The organism is Vibrio xiamenensis, assembly GCF_900100015.1.
In the GTDB taxonomy this organism is placed as follows: Bacteria; Pseudomonadota; Gammaproteobacteria; order Enterobacterales; family Vibrionaceae; genus Vibrio; species Vibrio xiamenensis.
Genome location: NZ_FNDD01000007.1, coordinates 59030 through 77248 on the forward strand (window position 1 = coordinate 59030; position 18219 = coordinate 77248).

General features: G+C 47.5%; 14 protein-coding genes and 1 riboswitch. Of the genes, 10 read left to right on the forward strand and 4 right to left on the reverse strand.

Going from position 1 to position 18219, the window contains the following annotated elements:
• Window positions 1-144: 144 nt before the first annotated feature.
• The 6 genes from BLS03_RS07645 (at window position 145) to BLS03_RS07670 (ending at window position 6327) form a co-directional block, all read left to right on the forward strand.
• Window positions 145-1011, forward strand: a complete 867-nt coding sequence (locus BLS03_RS07645) for a DUF72 domain-containing protein (protein WP_176765548.1) — start codon at window positions 145-147, stop codon at window positions 1009-1011.
• A gap of 121 nt (window positions 1012-1132) precedes the next feature.
• Window positions 1133-1861, forward strand: coding sequence for a carboxy-S-adenosyl-L-methionine synthase CmoA (gene cmoA, locus BLS03_RS07650; RefSeq protein WP_093271794.1), 729 nt, complete (start codon window positions 1133-1135; stop codon window positions 1859-1861).
• Between the two features lie 48 nt (window positions 1862-1909).
• Entirely contained in the window at window positions 1910-2881 is a 972-nt protein-coding gene (cmoB, locus tag BLS03_RS07655; RefSeq protein WP_093271795.1) for a tRNA 5-methoxyuridine(34)/uridine 5-oxyacetic acid(34) synthase CmoB, read from the forward strand.
• A gap of 192 nt (window positions 2882-3073) precedes the next feature.
• A complete protein-coding gene (locus tag BLS03_RS07660) occupies window positions 3074-3832 on the forward strand; it encodes an ATP-dependent zinc protease family protein (RefSeq protein WP_093271798.1) in 759 nt (252 codons plus the stop codon).
• Between the two features lie 9 nt (window positions 3833-3841).
• Complete coding sequence (locus BLS03_RS07665) at window positions 3842-5350, forward strand: inactive transglutaminase family protein (RefSeq protein WP_093271800.1); 1509 nt, start codon at window positions 3842-3844, stop codon at window positions 5348-5350.
• 2 nt (window positions 5351-5352) lie between these two features.
• Complete coding sequence (locus tag BLS03_RS07670) at window positions 5353-6327, forward strand: alpha-L-glutamate ligase-like protein (RefSeq protein ID WP_093271803.1); 975 nt, start codon at window positions 5353-5355, stop codon at window positions 6325-6327.
• Window positions 6328-6579: 252 nt separating this feature from the next.
• On the opposite strand, the gene mukB is transcribed toward BLS03_RS07670, so the two are convergent.
• The 4 genes from mukB to cmoM are packed head-to-tail and all read right to left on the reverse strand — an operon-like array spanning window position 6580 to window position 13889.
• A complete protein-coding gene (gene mukB / locus BLS03_RS07675; protein ID WP_093271807.1) occupies window positions 6580-11037 on the reverse strand; it encodes a chromosome partition protein MukB in 4458 nt (1485 codons plus the stop codon).
• Window positions 11034-11777, reverse strand: coding sequence for a chromosome partition protein MukE (gene mukE / locus BLS03_RS07680; protein ID WP_093271809.1), 744 nt, complete (start codon window positions 11775-11777; stop codon window positions 11034-11036). The genes mukB and mukE overlap by 4 nt, the downstream gene beginning before the upstream one ends.
• The gene (gene mukF, locus BLS03_RS07685) at window positions 11758-13095 is read right to left on the reverse strand and encodes a chromosome partition protein MukF (protein WP_093271811.1); all 1338 of its coding nucleotides are present in this window, start codon (window positions 13093-13095) and stop codon (window positions 11758-11760) included. Before mukF ends, mukE begins: the two co-directional genes overlap by 20 nt.
• Window positions 13095-13889, reverse strand: a complete 795-nt coding sequence (cmoM, locus tag BLS03_RS07690; RefSeq protein WP_093271813.1) for a tRNA uridine 5-oxyacetic acid(34) methyltransferase CmoM — start codon at window positions 13887-13889, stop codon at window positions 13095-13097. Before cmoM ends, mukF begins: the two co-directional genes overlap by 1 nt.
• A 113-nt stretch (window positions 13890-14002) precedes the next feature.
• Here cmoM and elyC point away from each other — a divergent pair, with 113 nt between their 5' ends.
• The 4 genes from elyC to BLS03_RS07710 all read left to right on the forward strand — a co-directional run bounded on the left by elyC (window position 14003) and on the right by BLS03_RS07710 (window position 18166).
• Window positions 14003-14806, forward strand: coding sequence for an envelope biogenesis factor ElyC (gene elyC / locus BLS03_RS07695; RefSeq protein WP_093271816.1), 804 nt, complete (start codon window positions 14003-14005; stop codon window positions 14804-14806).
• Between the two features lie 552 nt (window positions 14807-15358).
• On the forward strand, window positions 15359-16366 hold the full coding sequence (gene purR / locus BLS03_RS07700) for an HTH-type transcriptional repressor PurR (protein ID WP_093271820.1): 1008 nt from the start codon (window positions 15359-15361) through the stop codon (window positions 16364-16366).
• Window positions 16367-16524: 158 nt separating this feature from the next.
• Window positions 16525-16617, forward strand: a riboswitch (cyclic di-GMP riboswitch).
• A 100-nt stretch (window positions 16618-16717) separates the two neighbouring features.
• Window positions 16718-17311, forward strand: coding sequence for a TfoX/Sxy family DNA transformation protein (locus BLS03_RS07705; RefSeq protein WP_093271822.1), 594 nt, complete (start codon window positions 16718-16720; stop codon window positions 17309-17311).
• A gap of 168 nt (window positions 17312-17479) precedes the next feature.
• Complete coding sequence (locus tag BLS03_RS07710) at window positions 17480-18166, forward strand: TVP38/TMEM64 family protein (RefSeq protein WP_176765555.1); 687 nt, start codon at window positions 17480-17482, stop codon at window positions 18164-18166.
• Window positions 18167-18219: the final 53 nt, after the last annotated feature.

Genomic DNA, 18219 nt, shown 5'->3' on the forward strand with positions numbered 1-18219 from the left:
TTTCTAGCGATTGAACACCGATTCGGCTACAAACTAACCAAATCACGACTCAAGCTAAAAATGTTGCGCGATTATAGCGCCAAATGACACAATCGTTCAAAACTCTCGTAAAGTAATCCACTCCCACCACGACACGTAGCAAAGATGACAAATTTACCGCTCAGACTTGGATTAACCATGTGGTCTCATCCACAATGGCAAAGTGAATTTTACGGCAGTGGCACCAAACCAGCCCAGCGTCTTGAACGCTACGCGCGAGTTTTCCACACCGTTGAAGGTAACACCACGTTTTACGCGACGCCGTCACCAAGCACCGTCAGTAATTGGCTTGCGGCGACCCATGAGGATTTTAAATTCACCTTTAAATTGCCCAAAGCCATTACCCATCAACAAATGCTCAAACATTCACAGCCGCTGTTAAGAGATTTTCTGACGGTAATGGAACCTCTGTTTGAGCGGGTTGGACAATGGACCATTCAATTACCTGCCGCGTTTGGGCCAGAGCATTTAGCTCAGCTGCAGCAGTTTTGTCACCATTTCCCACAAGGTTTTGCGCTCGGTTTAGAAGTGCGACACCCTGCCTTCTTTGCCAAGGGCGATGCGGAGCAAGCGCTCAACCAATGGCTCATCGAGTCGAACATCGATCGCGTCATTATGGATAGTCGACCGGTATTTGCGGCCAAGCCAACCACCGCTGCGGTTATCGACGCTCATCAGAAAAAGCCCAAAGTCCCGGTTCACGCCATTGCCACCGCCAAGCATCCCATGGTGCGTTTTATCGGCCATCCCGACCAAGACGCCAATCTAGAATTTTTTGCCCCTTGGCTGAGTAAGTTGCCGCAATGGATTGAACAAGGCAAGCAGCCCTATTTAATGATCCATACGCCAGACAATGTTGAAGCGCCGCAACTGGCACTCAAGCTATATCAACAGCTTAATGAAATGCTCACGCTACCAAGATTAAACCCATTTCCAGCGCAAAAGAGTCAACCACAACTCCCCATGTTCTGATGATGAGGTGGCGACATAAAGGGCAAACGACGCGGTTAATGACAGCGCAAAGAATTTCCCCTAAAATACGCGCCTTTTTTAAGTTCCGTCATTCAACATGACCGCCAGCGTGAGATAAGCCATGAGCAATAAAGACAACATCTTTTCCGCTCCGATTGATAAAATTGGTGACTTCACCTTCGACGAACGCGTCGCCGAAGTCTTTCCTGATATGATTCAACGCTCGGTACCGGGCTACAGCAACATCATCTCAGCCATCGGCATGTTGGCGGAACGCTTTGCCAAACCCAATACCAATATTTACGATCTTGGTTGTTCATTGGGCGCCGCCACTCTCTCTATGCGCCGTCATATCGAGCAAGAGGGGTGTAAGATTTTTGCGATTGATAACTCTTCTGCGATGGTCGAGCGCTGCAAGCTGCATATCAACGCCTACCGCTCCGACACGCCAGTGGAAGTGATTGAAGCGGACATTCGTGATATCGAGATTCAAGACGCCTCGGTGGTGGTATTAAATTTCACTCTGCAGTTTTTGTCACCTGACGATCGCTTTGCGCTGCTATCAAAAATTTACGCCGGATTGCGCCCTGGCGGGATTTTGATCTTGTCGGAAAAATATGTGTTCGAAAACAGCACCGCACACGAGCTGCTTATCGATTTACATCACGACTTTAAACGCGCCAATGGCTACAGCGAGCTTGAAATCAGCCAAAAACGCAACGCAATTGAAAACGTGATGCGCCCAGATAGCATTGCGGATCATAAACAGCGCTTTGCCCAAATCGGCTTCTCAAGTTATGAAGTGTGGTTCCAATGCTTTAACTTCGGTTCGATGTTTGCGATCAAATAAACCGCATTGATGCTTCGATTTTTTATATTTAGTTCAGGTAGTTATTGAATGTTCAACTTTGGCAATTTTTATCAGCTTATCGCTCAAGAAACCCGTCTGCAGTCGTGGCTTAATATCCTGCCTCAGCAGCTCACCGACTGGCAAAATACTCCGCACGGAGATTTTGAGCGTTGGCTACGCGCTTTAAAAAAGATACCTGAAGGACAAGCTGAGAATATTGATATCAAAGACTCAGTCACACTGAGCAATCAACAGCCCCTGGCGATAGGCGAACAAAAGAAGCTTGAAAGCTTGCTGCGTACTTTTCACCCTTGGCGCAAAGGCCCTTATCACGTTCACGACATTCATATCGACACCGAATGGCGCAGTGACTGGAAATGGGAGCGCTTGCTGCCGCACATTAGCCCACTAAAAAACCGCACAGTGCTCGATGTCGGCTGCGGCAATGGCTATCACATGTGGCGCATGTTGGGTGAACAGGCGCGCCTGTGTGTCGGCATTGATCCATCTCACCTATTTTTGGTGCAGTTCGAAGCGATTCGTAAATTAATGGGCGATGATCAACGCGTACATTTGTTACCGCTGGGCATTGAACAACTGCCAAAACTGGAAGCGTTTGATACGGTATTTAGCATGGGTGTGCTTTACCATCGTCGCTCGCCGCTCGATCACTTAATTCAATTAAAAGACCAGCTGGTTTCTGGCGGTGAATTGGTGCTGGAAACGCTCGTGATTGAGGGCGATGAAACCGCGGTATTGGTGCCCAAAGATCGCTACGCACAAATGCGCAATGTGTTCTTTTTCCCATCCGCTTTGGCGCTCAAAGTATGGCTGGAGCAGTGCGGTTTTGAAGATGTTCGCATCGTCGATGAAAACGTCACTTCAGTTGGCGAGCAGCGCACCACATCGTGGATGACTCACAACTCATTGCCCGATTACCTTGACCCTAATGACTCAAGTAAAACCGTCGAAGGTTACCCTGCCCCTCGCCGTGCAACCCTGATAGCACGCAAACCATAATTGACAGAATCTTAACGTACTTTTTTACTATTAAGGTACGCTTAGCTAATACCAAATGGGGATGTATTCATGCATCCTCTTTTTTGGACGCTAAACTTTGATTCACGTTCCAAATGAATCGGTTGTGGCGGTTTTGCGATAAAAGTAAACTCCTAATTCTGAAACCATCTACTTTCATCACTAAGGTTTTCGATGTTTAAACAATTGACGCCAGTTCTCGTTGTCGCACTCGTATCGGGTTGCGTATCAACGGAAACTGAGCAGTATCACAAAGAGTCATTAGCAGCTATCAAGTCAGTTGAAACCAACCTTTCTCGTCAGGTTGATAGGCTGGAGCTAAAAATCAGTAATCAGTCTGAATATATCGAGAGTCTTGAATACGAAATTGACCAGCTCAATGAACAAGTTGAGCACTTTGAACGCAAAGCGCTCTATCAGTTGAAAAAAGACGACCAATCTAAGGCCAGCGACAACGCCGCTGCAACGCCTGAACCTATCGCAACGATTCCTTCCAATGAAGTAGTACTCGGTGCCATTGAGCGTGTCACTATCGACGCTATTCAAAAAACGTTTGATGCTCGTGTTGATACTGGCGCCGCCACCTCATCCCTAGACGCCTCCGATGTCGAAGAATTCGAACGTAACGGCAAAACTTGGGTTCGCTTCCATCTAGCCGAAGTTGACAGCAAAGCTGAAGACCAGAACTGGATTGAAGCCCCTGTGGTACGTTTTGTTCGTATTCGCCAAGCGACCAGTTCTGAAGTGCAGCGCCGCGCTGTCGTCGAGCTATGGGTTAAAGTTGGGAATATTCATGAGAAGGCACAGTTTACTTTGGCGGACCGTTCTCAAATGAGTCATCCTGTACTCTTGGGACGTGAATTCATTCGCGATATCGCCGTTGTCGATGTCAGCCGCAAGTACATTCACACCGAACAGCCAAAAAAACAATAAAGGTCTAGTATGACGTCAAAGGTTCCATTCTATATTTCGGTACTCCTATTGGTGGTCGCCGGTATTGCGCTAAGCATGTTTAGACACCAAAATTATGGCGTACCGTGGACACCGGGTGAAACTCGCCAAGTTTGGGATATTGAAGCGCGAGTCGAATTTACCGCGCAAGATAAACCCGTTAAAGCTTCACTGGCGGCGCCGCAAACTCAACGTGGCTTCACTCTTATCAACGAAACCTCTTCCTCTTCTGGCTACGGCATCGCTTATGTTAATAGCGATGTAGGTCGCCGCGCTGAATGGACGATTCGCAAAGCCAAAGGCCCACAAATCATCTATTACAAAGCGCAATTCCTGGTTGACCCACAAGCCAAAGCCCAAATTAAGCCACCCGCCAAAGAAATCATCAAGCCGACTTTTGATGGCCCTGTGGAAGCGGCGGTTCTGGCTTTGATTGACCAAGCCAGCCAACGCTCATCTGATGACCCAACCTTTGCGCGCGAGCTGATTAAAGCGCTGAACGATGAAGACAGCCAAAACTCTGCCCTACTGCTGAACAACATGACCAAAGTTGAAGCGGTCGACAAAGTGCTGGCCTATGCGCAAATCCCGAGCAAAGTGGTTGGAGTTATCGAACTTGAAGACGGCCGCCGCCGCCAAGTTTTGCAGCTGATGAACCAAGTGTGGGATGGCGAACGTTGGCAACTGTTTAACCCAGAATCTTTGCAGCAACAGATTAATCCTAATATTTTGGTGTGGGACCAATCAAACGTCTCGCTGCTTGATCTGATTGGCGGCCAAAATAGCCAAGTTCACTTCTCGATGATTTCTCAAGAAGTGACGCCGCGCCAAGCCACCAGCGACAAAATCGAAGCCGACGGTCTGCTGAACTTCTCAATTCATAGCTTGCCACTTGAAGAGCAAGCGATGTTTAAAACCATCATGCTGATCCCAATCGGCGCACTGATCGTTGTGTTCCTGCGCGTGATTATCGGTCTCAAGACTTCGGGTACCTTTATGCCGGTGCTGATTGCGGTAGCGTTTGTGCAAACTCAACTAGCGACCGGTATTATCGGCTTCCTATTGATTGTCGGCACCGGCCTCATAATTCGAAGTTATCTGTCACGGCTTAACTTATTGCTGGTCGCGCGAATATCGGCGGTCATCATTACCGTTATTCTGATCATCTCGGTGTTTACTGTGGTGGCGTATAAGATTGGTTTGACTGAAGGTCTGTCAATCACCTTCTTCCCAATGATCATCCTGTCATGGACTATCGAACGTATGTCGATTCTATGGGAAGAGGAAGGCGCGAAAGAAGTCGTACTGCAAGGCGGTGGCTCACTGCTCACGGCGGTACTGGTTTATCTCGCGATGACCAACGGCTACATTCAGCACCTGACCTTTAACTTTATTGGTCTACAACTGATTGTTCTTGCTGGCATTTTGATGCTAGGTACCTACACAGGTTACCGTCTAACTGAGCTACGCCGCTTTAAACCGCTGGCAGAGGAGGACTAAACATGTTCTCGCTGTCAGAATACACATCGCCTCGTAAACTGCACCGTAAAGGCATTATGGGGATGAACAAGCGTAATCACAGCTATATTGGCCGTTATAACGATCGTTCAAAATACCCATTGGTGGATGACAAGCTCAAAACCAAAATCATCGCCCAACAAGCCGGTTGTACGGTACCAAAACTGATTGGCGTTATTGCCAATCAGGCTGAAGTAAAAAAAATCCATCAGATGGTCAAAGGCTGGCCGGGGTTTGTGATTAAACCCGCGCGCGGCAGTGGTGGTAAAGGTATTTTGGTTATCACCTCGCACAAAGACGGCACTTATACCAAGCCGTCTGGTGCAACGATCAACGAACAAGATGTCGAACGCCACATCAGTAATGCGCTGGCTGGCTTGTTCTCACTCGGCGGCAAAAACGATGTTGCTGTGGTTGAAAACCTGATTAAGTTCGATGACTGCTTTGATGGATTCAGCTACGAAGGTGTGCCGGATGTGCGCATTATCGTATTCAAAGGTTATCCAGTGATGGCGATGATGCGCTGCTCAACCGCCGCCTCTGATGGCAAAGCCAACTTGCACCAAGGTGCGGTGGGTGTCGGTTTAGACATCGCCACAGGTAAAGCAGTACGCGCCGTACAATTTGACCACCCAGTCACCCATCACCCTGACACCGGTAAAGCGCTGTCGACATTGCAAGTGCCGCACTGGGAGCGTTTGTTAGTGTTGGCATCTAGCGCCTGGGAAATGACCGGGCTTGGCTATATGGGTACCGACATGGTGCTCGACAAAGAAGAAGGCCCGATGGTGCTGGAATTGAATGCTCGCCCTGGGCTCGCGATTCAGATTGCCAACGGCGCTGGCTTACTGCCACGTTTGCATCATATCGAAAGCATGGGCACCCCGGTTGACTACCCTAAACCGGAAGAGCGTGTTGCCTACGCCGCGAAGCAGTTTGGTGCTAAGGCGCAGTTCTAAACGGTTCTGAACCCACACTGCTACCAACGCTAAAAGCCGCAACTGTTTGCGGCTTTTTTATGCCCCCTACCCTGCAACAAACAGCTTCGACGGTTCGGTTTCAAATGATCTTATTCGCGAATGGATACGGATAAATTGCCGTCATAAAAAAACGCCCTCGATTGAGGGCGTTTTCTTAGTTACCACGCAGGTATATGGTTACTAAGCAGGTATATTGTTACTAAGCAGATAATATTGGTACCAAGCTGGTAATTACGCCTGCTCTTCCATTACTGATTCCAGCGTTTGTGGCTTGGGCTTCTTACCAAAGCCTTTTAAGCCAACCACATGCACGTGCTCGTGGTCTTTAAACACTTTACGCACCAGTTTGTACGTGGTGCCTTTCTCTGGGCTGATGTTCTCTGGCGCCGCAATCAACAGCTGCATGTCTAGGCGGTCACACAACTCAAACAGAGTTGAAATTGATTTCGCATCCAAACGCGCCGCTTCATCAAGGAACAACAAACGACACGGCACAATATCTTTGCTGCGCAGACGACGGGATTCTTCTTCCCAGCTCTGTACCACCATCAGCAAAATAGACTGGCCTGTACCGATTGCTTCACCGGTAGATAGTGCGCCGGATTCTGCCTGTAACCAACCGTCCGAGCCACGGTTCACTTCAACACTCAGCTCAAGGTAGTTACGGTAATCAAGCAACTCTTCACCGAGAACCTGCGGCGAACGCTGCCCCATATCGATATGTGGATTGACACGTTGGTACAGTTTCGCCATCGCTTCCGAGAAGGTGTAACGAGTGCTTTCAAACAAGTCTTTGTGCTGATCTTGTTGCTCTGCCAAACCATTGAGCAGCGTTTCATGACTCTCACGGACTTTGACGTTAAGGCGCACACCATTCACTTGACCAAAGGCGATATTCGACAAGCCTTGGTTAAGCATACGAATACGGTTTTGTTCACGTTGAATGGTTTTCTTGATGATGCTCGCAACGGAGTCTGAACTGATCGCCAAGCGGTTTTCACGTTGCGTCAACTCTTCGGTCAAACGCGCCAGTTCCACTTCCATTTGCTCGATCGCTTCGACAGGATCGTCAGTGCGGATGATATCTTGACGAATTCGCTCACGCAGATGCTGATACACCGCAACATAGAACAATACTTTACGCTCAGGATGCGTATTGTCTTCTGAAAGGCGCAGCGCATCACGCAAGTCGTCGTTATCCGCCACTGCCAAACGCAGCGCGCCCAGTGATTTATCTGACATGGAACGCAGCTCAGCGGCAGACATATACGCCAATTCGCGTTTATGCAGGCGACGCTCAACATCGTTTTCACGCGCTAAACGTAGTACTGAACACCAGCCGGCTTTGGCGGCGACAACAAAGGTGCGCAACTCGACATAGTCTTTTTGCACTTTCTTAACCCGCTTAGCCAGCGACTTCATTTCCAGCTCAGTCGAGGTAATGGTGCGCTCATATTCGCTCTTACGTGAACGTGAAGTATGCAAACGCTCGTGCAATTCATCACGGCGGCGCATTGCGCGCTCTTGCGCCCCTTCATCGGCATTGACGCCAAACTCTTGCAGCTCTTGCTTGAACTCTTGCACCGTTTCCAGTTTGGCTTGATGCGAACTTTTCAGAGATGCCAGTACCTGATTGTACTGATTCAGCTGTGCTTGATGCTGTTTCATCTGCTCGCGCGCGGTGCTGCGAGCCCCCTCAGCTTCAACCAATTTGAGTTTAAGCTGCTCGCTCAATTCGCTGCTTTGATTAAGCAAATCAACCGAATCTGAGTAGCTAAAGTAATGGCGCCGCTCAACCAAATCCGACAACGCAAAAATTTGTGTTTTCAGCGTTTGCAGCTGCTGATCAGCGGCAAGGTATTCGGCTTCAAGGGCATCGAACTGCTCTGGGTCTGCATCCAGCGCACTGGCCACCAACTCAAGTTGCTCAAGCGCTTTACTGTGTTGAGTTAAGAACCCTTTAACCTCGGATAGCTGGTTGAGTTTCTCTTCCAGTTCGGCAAAACGCTCACCAAGCGTGTCGTCTTCGATAAGCGTCATGTGCGGCGCAAGTTTGTCAAGCGACGCAAGGGCTTGTTTGCTGACGGCCAGTTGGCTGCGCATTTGCTGTTCTTGATTGTCAACATCAGCGAGGATGCGCGCAGCTTGATTGCGTTTATCACGCACCACTTGCAGAGCTTGCTCTGGGTCGTCGTCAAACGCGACTTGAATGTGCTTGGCGACAAACTGGTTAAACGCTTGATACAAACGCTGCAGTTTTTGCGAATCAAACGCCGCTTTGGCGTGATCTTCGACGACTTGCTCTAACTCGTCACGCAACAAATCCAAGCGCTGCTCACGAGCGGCGCGGCCAAACAGTGGAATTTCTGGAAAACGCGAATAACGCAGTTGGCGTTCATTGAGGCGCACACATACCGCACCTTCAAGTTCCTCTGCTTGCACTGAGCTGTCATCAAAGGCATCGACATCACCTTCAATGATGTACAAATCTTCTGGACAATCGTCAAGGTCGACCAATTTCTCTTCGATATCAGACAGATCAGAGACCACAATTGCATGACGCGCAGGACCGTACATGGCGCTAAAATATGGCGCATCTTCAAGGGTGATATCGTCGTAAATTTCAGACAACAAAACGCCGCCAAGGCTATCGGCCAACCCTTTCAAACGCGGATCGTTTGAGCCGCCAGGCGAGGCAAGACGTTCAATTTCCTGCTCGAGTTGCTGGCGACGACTGGCAAGCTGGTCTTTTTGCTGCGCAAGCTGGCGCTCGTTTTCCAGCACCACTTGCATGTGCGCCATCACCGATTGGCTATTTTCAAACGCTTGCTGACTTTGCTGGTTGAGCGTCTCTAGCGCGTCGTTTGCCGCAATCCATGCCGGAGCAATCGATTCTAAACGCTTAATTTCATTTGTGTAATCTTGCTCCAAACGGCGCTGCTCACTGCGCTGTTCGCGCAGCGTTTCAACCTGCTGCTCAATCGATTCAAGCTGCATAGAATGGCGTTCGCGTTCTTGCTCAACCGCCAATTCATCATCCAGCGCGATTTGGTGCTTAGATTGATATTCGCTAAGCAGAGCTTTGACTTGCGTTTGCTGCTGGACTTGACGTTCAAGTTCACGATGCTGAGCGCGCCACTGTGATTCATTTTGTGCTAACTGCTTGCCATCACGCGCACGTTTTAAAGTTTGCTGCGCCACATTTGCGGCATTGGAACGTTCGACGTCACCAGCAATATCACGCACTAAAGCTAACGCAGTTTCAAACTGCTGCGCCGCTGCAGACGACATATCCAGCTTGTGTTTCAGGGCCAACAGCGCTGACGTACTGGTCGGCTCTTGTTGCTTCAGTTCACTCACCAACGCCATCGCACTCTCTGCAGTAAGAGTGGTATCGCCAAGCAATTGCTGCGCTTTCTCTAGCGCTTGCACCGCTTGTTGATATTGCAAAGCGCGCGTTTGCTGGACATCCAACGCTTGTTGATAATCAGCAAGCTGGCTCTTTAAGCTATCAACTTCATCTTCCGCGACTGTGGTTTGCTCTTCTGCGACCATGGCGCGCTCTTGCGCTTCCTCAACCACCATCGCTTGCTCTTCCAAGCGCTCGCTAAGCTCTTCTAAATCTTCTTGATAGCGTTCAATTTTTTCTTGCTGACGCAGGGCGTTTTGCACTAATTGCAAATGGTCCGAAGCCGCTTGATAGTCTTGCTCTAAGCCCGATTCTTGCTCAATCAGCATTTCAAGCTGCTCTTGAGCGCGATTCAGCAGTTGATTGTTTGCGATCAGTTGCTCGCGCGACTGGAACAATTCCGTGCGCAGAGAAAGCGTTTGTTCAAGCTTATTACGGCGATCGTTGGCGTGACGCATGTAGTCCGCCGCCACATAGTTGGTCGACTCGGCAATCAAATGTTTAAACAGATCGCGGTCCGCTTGCGTGGTTTTGATCGCTTCCAAAGTCATGCGGTTTTCGCGCAGCGCCGATTCCATATCTTGGAAGGCTTTTTTCACTCCGCCATTTTGTGGCAACAAGTAATCGCGCAGTGAACGGGTAATCGCACTGGAAATGCCGCCGTACAGCGACGCTTCAATCAGACGGTAGAATTTCGAGCGATCGCTACTGTTGCGCAATTTACGCGGAATCACACCAAACTCAAACATGTGTGAATGGTAATCCACCACAGAGTTGAAGGACTTAAAGCTCACACCTTGATAGCTAAGCGCGGCGTCTTTGACTTCATTGAGTTGGCGTACGCGCGCCTGAGTGTCCGATACCGTTTCGATCAACACTTGAGTCGGTTTGATACGACTTGGTAGACCTTGAATCACAAACGGCTTGATATCGACTTTTTTATCACGCCCCGCCACTTGCTGGAGCTTAACGCCAAACAGCAAACGTTGATGGCGTGAGTTCACCACATCTAGCGCGGCATAGCAGACACCCGGTTGCAATTTACCGTACAAACCTTTATCGCGTGATGCTTGGCTACTGCCTGCTTCCGTGGTGTTACGAAAGTGCAGTAAGCTTTGATCCGGAATCAAAGTGGTAATGAACGACGCCATGGTGGTCGATTTACCGGCACCGTTACCGCCAGACAAAGTGGTCACAAGATCATCGATATCAAACGTGCGTGCGAAGAAGCCGTTCCAGTTGACCATGGTCAACGAGTGATATTTACCTCTATCGATCATGCGTCATCTTCCTCTTGGTATTGCTCGTCTTGATCATCTTGTTCTTCGTTCTCGTCTTCTTGCTCTCGCTCGGCAAGTAAGTTGCCTTGGCTTGGTTCTACATCGTGTACCACCGCCTCACCATCGCGAATCAAACGCAGCTGCGCTTCACGCAGGTCGTCGCCAAGACGCACATCGGCGCCAAAACGGAACACGGACTCGCTAATGCAGAATTTACCGGTTTCACCAATGTTGATCACCATGCCTAAACGGCGCAGACGACGCAGCGACGTGCGCACTTTCTCAAACAGTTTTTCTTTGTCTAAGTCTGAACCTGCCGCACGGTTAGTCACCAAACGCATCAGTTTTTGCTCATCGGCAAGCGCAAGCAGCTCTTCATACAACTCTTGGTTGGTAAAAATACCTTCATGAGCCAAACGTTCTGGGCTCAAATATAAAAAGCACAGCACTTTGCCAACCAGCATATCGAGCTCAGAGAGCACGCTGCGGTTAATCAAAGAAGTTGAACGCGGTCTTAAATAGAAAAAGCCTTCCGCAGCCTTCACCAATTCGGTGTTATAACGTTGATAAAACGCCGCTAATTCTGGCTCAAAGTCAGAAAGCAGTGCGTGGTTATCCAAATCCTCACTGGAAATATGACGCCCTGCACGCAACTGGCTATCCAGCGCCGGAAACAGTGGGTTAGAAATCGCTTTTGCCAGTTTTTCTGGCATATATTCATTAATATCTGTCGATGACATTTGCTTGTACCTTTGCACCGAAATCGTTAATCGCTTGCCAATCTGGCTGAATCGCTTGGTAATCAGATTCTGAGTAACCTAGACGCACGGCTTGGTCGACAACAATTCGGGCGAGATCAAAGTGATGAGTGTATGGGTGCTCAGCGAGGTAATCGCGTAGTACGATACCAAGGTCAATCGGCGTATTTTGGGTTTTATGCACCGCAAGCATCTCGCCGATTCGCTCAGCCAACTCATCATTGACTTGTTGAAATTCTTCATATTCGACCTCGGAGGGCACGGCTCCCGTGACTTCGTCGTTACGAAGCACTAGAGCTTCATCTCTAAGATCGCGTAATCGCTCGGCGTCGGCATAGGTCAACAACCAAGGCGATTCAAAATAGTCTTTTACCGATTGACGCAGACGCGTGCTAAACGCACGGTTCTTATCCATATCAATCGCGGTACGAATAAACTTATGGACGTGACGGTCGTAGCCAATCCACAAATCAATCGCTTGCTGACCCCAACTGGTGATGCGGTCAAGCTTCATTTGCAGACCAAACAGCGTTTGGTCAATCAAGTCCAATTCCGGGTCTCCATGGACCAATTCCTGGATATCGAGGATTTGAGTCTGCAGCTCATCGCCAGCGGCTTGCAAAGTATCTTGTAACTCACGCAAAGTAGAAGACGTCTCAGACAACAGTTGCTCACAGTTGTTAATCGCTTCTCGCCAGTCTTTATTTAACAGCTCAGCAATCTGATCTTTGACAATCTGTTGCTGCTCATCCATGACGCGCTGGTTCAAGTCAATTTGATCGAAGATCTCACCCACTGAATACTTAAGCACGCCGTAGACATTCTTGCGCCAATGCCCCGGAGTTCCCCCTTCTTGCGCTGCTTCCACCGCACGACCCATTTCACCCGCCACCATCGACAGTTGAATCGACAATTTGAGCTTAGAGAATTCGCGATGACGCACGTAGTAGTCGGTAATTCCGACCGCAAGAGGCGAAAGACGGTAGATACTCGCACCATCGTTAAGCTCGCTGGTAAAGCGGCTCATCAGACGCTGTTTGACCAGATCATTGATGGCATTGTTGGCGCGAAAAGCGGAAGGTTCACCGGTGTCTTCAAAGAATTTTGTGACAATGACAAAGGCGTCATGTAACTCACCCTCGCCTAACTCTTCATCAAAACGCTCGTTGTTCAATACAGCAACGGCGATCAAAAATGCTAGCCGTTCGTTGGTAAGATTTAATGAGAAATCGTGCTGTTTAACCCAACCAACCAATTCATCAATTGGCTGCTTGTCAGCATTCTGAGTCATCTCACTCATTATTGTTCCTGTTTATCTTTTTTCTTTGCCCATACGTGTATGTATCGGCCTAATGAGAGGTACGGCTCTTGTCGGCAATATTTTTTCTCTAATGCCAACACGTCTTCAAATTGGTACTCCCCCATATTTTTGACGTTACCTATGTAGTCATTAAAACAACGAATGCCCGACTTTCCACAGATTTCAAATCCGGCGTCCGTCATCCATTGGTAGACCTCTTCGGGATATAAACCTTGCTGAGGTTGCAATTTAAAGCGTTTGCGATGGGGCATGCCTTCTAGCACGTGCGGAAGGTTGCCACAAACGACGTTTTTATAAATTAAGCCATGCTGATTGTAAAACATGATCGACGCCATTCCGCCTGGTTTGACCTGCTTTAAGACCGTTTCCAAAGCTTGCTTTGGCTCAGCCAACCACTCCATCACCGCGTGAAACATCACAAGATCTACCTTTTCATTAAGGTGAGACTCAATCGATTGTACGGGTGAATGGATAAAGCGGTACTGCTTTAGCAAAGCGTGCTTTTCAATTTCCTGCTTCGCCAGTTCCAGCATTTGCGACGATAGATCACATAAGGAAATATGATGTCCGAGCCGCGCAAGCTTTTGCGACATTTGTGCGAGGCCGCCACCAGCATCGAGGATGTGCAATGGTTTTTCCCCGTCGCTAATCTCTGCTAGAATCTGGGTAAGGTCTTGCCAAACAATTACTTGGCGGATATCCCCTTTGTCAGAGCCATATATATTTTTTGCAAATTTGTGGGCAATGTCGTCGAAATTGCGGTCTTCTATCACAGGGCTTGAGTTATCATGAATTCATGTGTCGCTATTCTGTCACAAGATCGGCAGGAATAAAGGGGCATTGTCTTTTTTTATAATCAACTGATGTTTTTTCGGGCTATTTAAGTATGTTTGAGCTGAAAAAGGTTGTATCAGCGCTGCTGATGCCGCTCCCAGCAATGTTAATCATTGGCTTTCTAGGCCTGATGCTGATTATGTTTACCACACGTCAGAAATCGGGCTGTTTCATTGTTTTATTCTCTTTAGTAGGTATTTTCTTAATCTCGTTTCAACCGGTCACCTCGCGCCTTCTTATGACCATTGAACGTCAACATTCGGCTTTCTTTCCTGTCGATGGCTCGATTGATTACGTCATGGTTTTGGGTAGTAGCCATGTCGTTGATGACGATCTTCCACCTACATCGCAATTAAGCCGTACTGGATTAATGCGTCTTACTGAAGGCATTCGCGTGCTGCGTATGTACCCAGGTGCAAAACTGATTTTGTCAGGTTATTCCGGTGGTTCTGAAGTCAGTAACGCGCGCATGATGGCAAAAGTCGCCCTCTCGCTCGGTGTATCTAAATCCGACATTATTTTACTCGAGACCGCCAAAGACACATGGGAAGAAGCTCGGCAAGCTGCCGCTTTTGTGCGAAACAAAAAGCTAGCGTTGGTTACGTCAGCCAGTCATATGGACAGAGCGTTGCATGAGTTTCATGCGGCAGGGCTTAAGCCCTACCCGGCTCCTACCAATTATCTGGCGCAGAAAAACATTAAACAGTTTTGGGACCGCTACACACCGCAAAGCAAATACCTAGAGCAAAGCGAAATTTATTGGCATGAGCTGCTGGGTACAATTTGGCAAACACTACGTGATTGGGCCTCCGATTACGAAGAAACGGCCATCGAAGCGAAACAAACCAGCGCTTAAGCAAGTTTCTTAATTCATCATCCAAAAAACCGAAGTTAACGCTTCGGTTTTTTATTGCAGGTAATCAGTTAACTTGTAATCGACTGCTTTGATTCGCTAATTTCACGCCACAACGCTTAGCTCAAAGTGTTTGACTCAATTCAGCGCCTTTAGGCTATCGAGCTATCCTATGGACTCATTCGAGCCAGTTAGTCCTTTCCCTGCCAAGAACATGGTATTGATTCAAATTCCACTCCAAAACTGATAAATGAGATTCCAGTCTGGAACTCAAGCGGATTTATACGGTCTCAATGCGTGATAACGACTAAAATTAATTGCAACTATATGTCTGATTATCAAGCTTAGAAATGTCAAAAATAGCATTTAGAAATGTTTTTTGTTTGCTACTGAAAAAAATGCAGTCTAAAATACACGCCGCAAACAATTACAACAACTCAGCTAAAATGACTAACCGCTTGATCTATAGCGGTTTTTGTATTTTTGATAGTTTTAAAAAATTTGTCATTCAAGCTTATTAATCCAATACCTTGTAGTATTCGAGTGGACAACCCTATGGCAACCATTAAAGACGTCGCACGCCTCGCTGGCGTGTCAACAACGACTGTATCTCATGTCATCAACAAAACTCGTTTTGTTGCTGAAGCGACCCAAGAAAAGGTCATGGAAGCAGTAACAGAGTTGAACTATGCGCCAAGTGCAGTGGCTCGTAGCTTGAAATGCAACACCACACGTTCTATTGGTATGCTCGTAACGCAGTCAACCAACCTGTTTTTCTCCGAGGTGATCGACGGGGTTGAAAGCTACTGCTATCGCCAAGGTTACACCTTGATTCTGTGTAACACCGGTGGCATCTATGAAAAACAGCGCGACTACATTCGCATGTTGGCCGAAAAGCGTGTCGACGGCATTTTGGTAATGTGCTCGGATTTAACTCAAGAATTGTCTGAAATGTTAGAGCGTCACTCTGACATTCCTAAAGTAATCATGGATTGGGGCCCGGAAAGCTCACAAGCCGATAAAATCATTGATAACTCAGAAGAAGGCGGCTATCTGGCCACCAAATACCTGATTGAACATGGTCATACTCAAATCGCGTGTCTAAGCGGTCATTTTGAAAAAGCAGCCTGCCAAGAACGCATTCAAGGCTTTAAGCGTGCGATGGGTGAAGCCAACCTACCGGTCAACGAAGATTGGATTCTTGAAGGCAACTTTGAATGTGACACTGCAGTGCTAGCCGCAGATAAAATTGCGTCTTGGGATAACAAGCCAACAGCGGTATTTTGCTTCAACGATACCATGGCGTTAGGCCTAATGAGTCGTTTGCAACAAAATGGGATCCGCATTCCAGAAGATATGTCCGTGATTGGATATGACAATATTGAACTAGCTGAATACTTTTCGCCTCCCCTCACGACCATCCACCAGCCTAAGCGCCGCGTGGGTAAGAACGCTTTTGAGATACTTTTAGAGCGCATTAAAGACAAGGAACATGACAAGCGAATTTTCGAAATGCACCCTGAAATAGTAGAACGCTGTACAGTAAAAAACCTAATAAAATAAACAACATAGCGTACGTCCGTGATTTGAATCTTATTTCTTGGATCAATCGCATATTTTGAAATCATTTCTTGAAGCAGGATCACAGAATTAAAAACATATTGTGATCAGTCCCGCACATGCTGTTTTATGCTGTTTCTTGATGTAACAACGTAACCCAGCCACGCACAGGGCAAACCATTCGAAAGGATGGGACGCAAAGCTTCCGGCCTTACCCATAAGTGACAGTTATGAAAGGTAGCGGGGTTGCCGATGGCAAATATGTAAACTTAACAACATATTGACAATAGTTTACATAGTTTTGCTAATCTCTCGGACCTAAATTGGTGGCATCAAACACCGAGAAAAAAAAGCATGGACAAACCAGTACTTAAAGATTCAATGCGTCTATTCGAGCAGCTAGGTAGAGTAAAATCTCGTTCAATGTTTGGCGGATTTGGCATTTTTGTTGATGACACAATGTTTGCACTTGTCGTCGGAGACAAACTTCATATTCGCGCGAATGAGAAGTCGACAGCACAATTTAAAGATAAAGGTTATGAACCTTATGTCTATAAAAAACGTGGTTTCCCTGTCGTCACTAAGTACTACGCAATGCCAATGGACTGGCCAAATCAGATCGATTACCTACTTGACTTAGCTAAAGATGCTTTAGCAGTAGCCAAGTTGGAAAAAGAAACACAACAACAAGCGAAACCCGATCGCTTGAAAGATCTTCCCAATCTTAGGCTTGCAACAGAACGAATGCTCAAGAAAGCCGGAATTTCTTCAGTGGCACAACTGGAAGAGACTGGTGCACTAGGTGCTTATCGTGCAATCCAAGATTCACACGCTTCAGATGTGAGCTTAGAGTTACTTTGGGCTCTTGAGGGTGCGATTAAGGGAACACACTGGTCAGTCATACCGCAAGATCGACGCAGCGAGTTGATGGCAGGACTGAACGGCTGAATTAAGTTAAGTCACATCACGAACAAACCAGTGCAGAAATGCACTGGTTTTTTTTTGCCTGTATGAAAGATAATATCGCTTAGCACGTTCCTATAATTTAAGTGACTTCATCAGTTGGTTTAGTCGGTGTTTATTGCACCGTTCCCCCATACCTTAAAGGCATTTTTAATGGTCAGAATAAGCCGAAAGTTCATCTTGGCAAGCATAATTATATTATTGATTACAATAACTATTTACCAGACTCGTCAGTATTTCACTCTCGACAACGCAAAAGTCTACCAACAGCTATTGACAGATTTAATTTCACAATATTTCTGGCTTGCTGCAAGTGTGTATTTTGTTAGTTACGTTGTCCTCACCGCCCTCTCCATTCCCGGAGCGACGGTAGTGACCTTACTGGGTGCCGCCGCATTTGGCTTCTGGACAAGTTTGTTGCTGGTCTCCTTCGCCAGCTCAGTCGGTGCTACTCTCGCATTTCTAATGAGCCGATATTTCCTGCGAAGTTGGGTACAAAAACGCTTTGGCGACAAACTCTTGACCATCAATCAAGGTATCGAACGAGATGGTGCAATGTACTTATTTTCCCTTCGTTTAATACCTATTTTTCCGTTCTTTATTATTAATTTATTAATGGGAATTACCCCGATTACCACGTTGCGCTTCTATTGGATAAGCCAAATCGGCATGTTGCCTGGCACCGCGGTGTATCTCAATGCCGGTACTCAACTTGCGCAAATCGATTCATTATCAGGAATCATTTCACCTGCGGTGTTAATGTCGATGGCACTGCTTGGCGTGTTTCCTATACTAGCTAAATGGATGATAACAAAATGGAAAGCGGTCACAGACCGTTAAAGGGGGCGAAGTGAAAATCTATATCGGAGGAGACTCCGATAGAAACCCACATT

Excerpts from the sequence above, each read along its gene's own strand:
- BLS03_RS07670 (WP_093271803.1), top strand. The coding sequence starts at position 5,353 with ATGTTCTCGCTGTCAGAATACACATCGCCTCGTAAACTGCACCGTAAA.
- elyC (WP_093271816.1), top strand. The coding sequence starts at position 14,003 with ATGTTTGAGCTGAAAAAGGTTGTATCAGCGCTGCTGATGCCGCTCCCA.
- BLS03_RS07705 (WP_093271822.1), top strand. The coding sequence starts at position 16,718 with ATGGACAAACCAGTACTTAAAGATTCAATGCGTCTATTCGAGCAGCTA.
- purR (WP_093271820.1), top strand. The coding sequence starts at position 15,359 with ATGGCAACCATTAAAGACGTCGCACGCCTCGCTGGCGTGTCAACAACG.
- BLS03_RS07645 (WP_176765548.1), top strand. The coding sequence starts at position 145 with ATGACAAATTTACCGCTCAGACTTGGATTAACCATGTGGTCTCATCCA.
- cmoB (WP_093271795.1), top strand. The coding sequence starts at position 1,910 with ATGTTCAACTTTGGCAATTTTTATCAGCTTATCGCTCAAGAAACCCGT.
- cmoA (WP_093271794.1), top strand. The coding sequence starts at position 1,133 with ATGAGCAATAAAGACAACATCTTTTCCGCTCCGATTGATAAAATTGGT.
- BLS03_RS07665 (WP_093271800.1), top strand. The coding sequence starts at position 3,842 with ATGACGTCAAAGGTTCCATTCTATATTTCGGTACTCCTATTGGTGGTC.
- mukE (WP_093271809.1), bottom strand. The coding sequence starts at position 11,777 with ATGTCATCGACAGATATTAATGAATATATGCCAGAAAAACTGGCAAAA.
- mukF (WP_093271811.1), bottom strand. The coding sequence starts at position 13,095 with ATGAGTGAGATGACTCAGAATGCTGACAAGCAGCCAATTGATGAATTG.
- mukB (WP_093271807.1), bottom strand. The coding sequence starts at position 11,037 with ATGATCGATAGAGGTAAATATCACTCGTTGACCATGGTCAACTGGAAC.
- BLS03_RS07710 (WP_176765555.1), top strand. The coding sequence starts at position 17,480 with ATGGTCAGAATAAGCCGAAAGTTCATCTTGGCAAGCATAATTATATTA.
- BLS03_RS07660 (WP_093271798.1), top strand. The coding sequence starts at position 3,074 with ATGTTTAAACAATTGACGCCAGTTCTCGTTGTCGCACTCGTATCGGGT.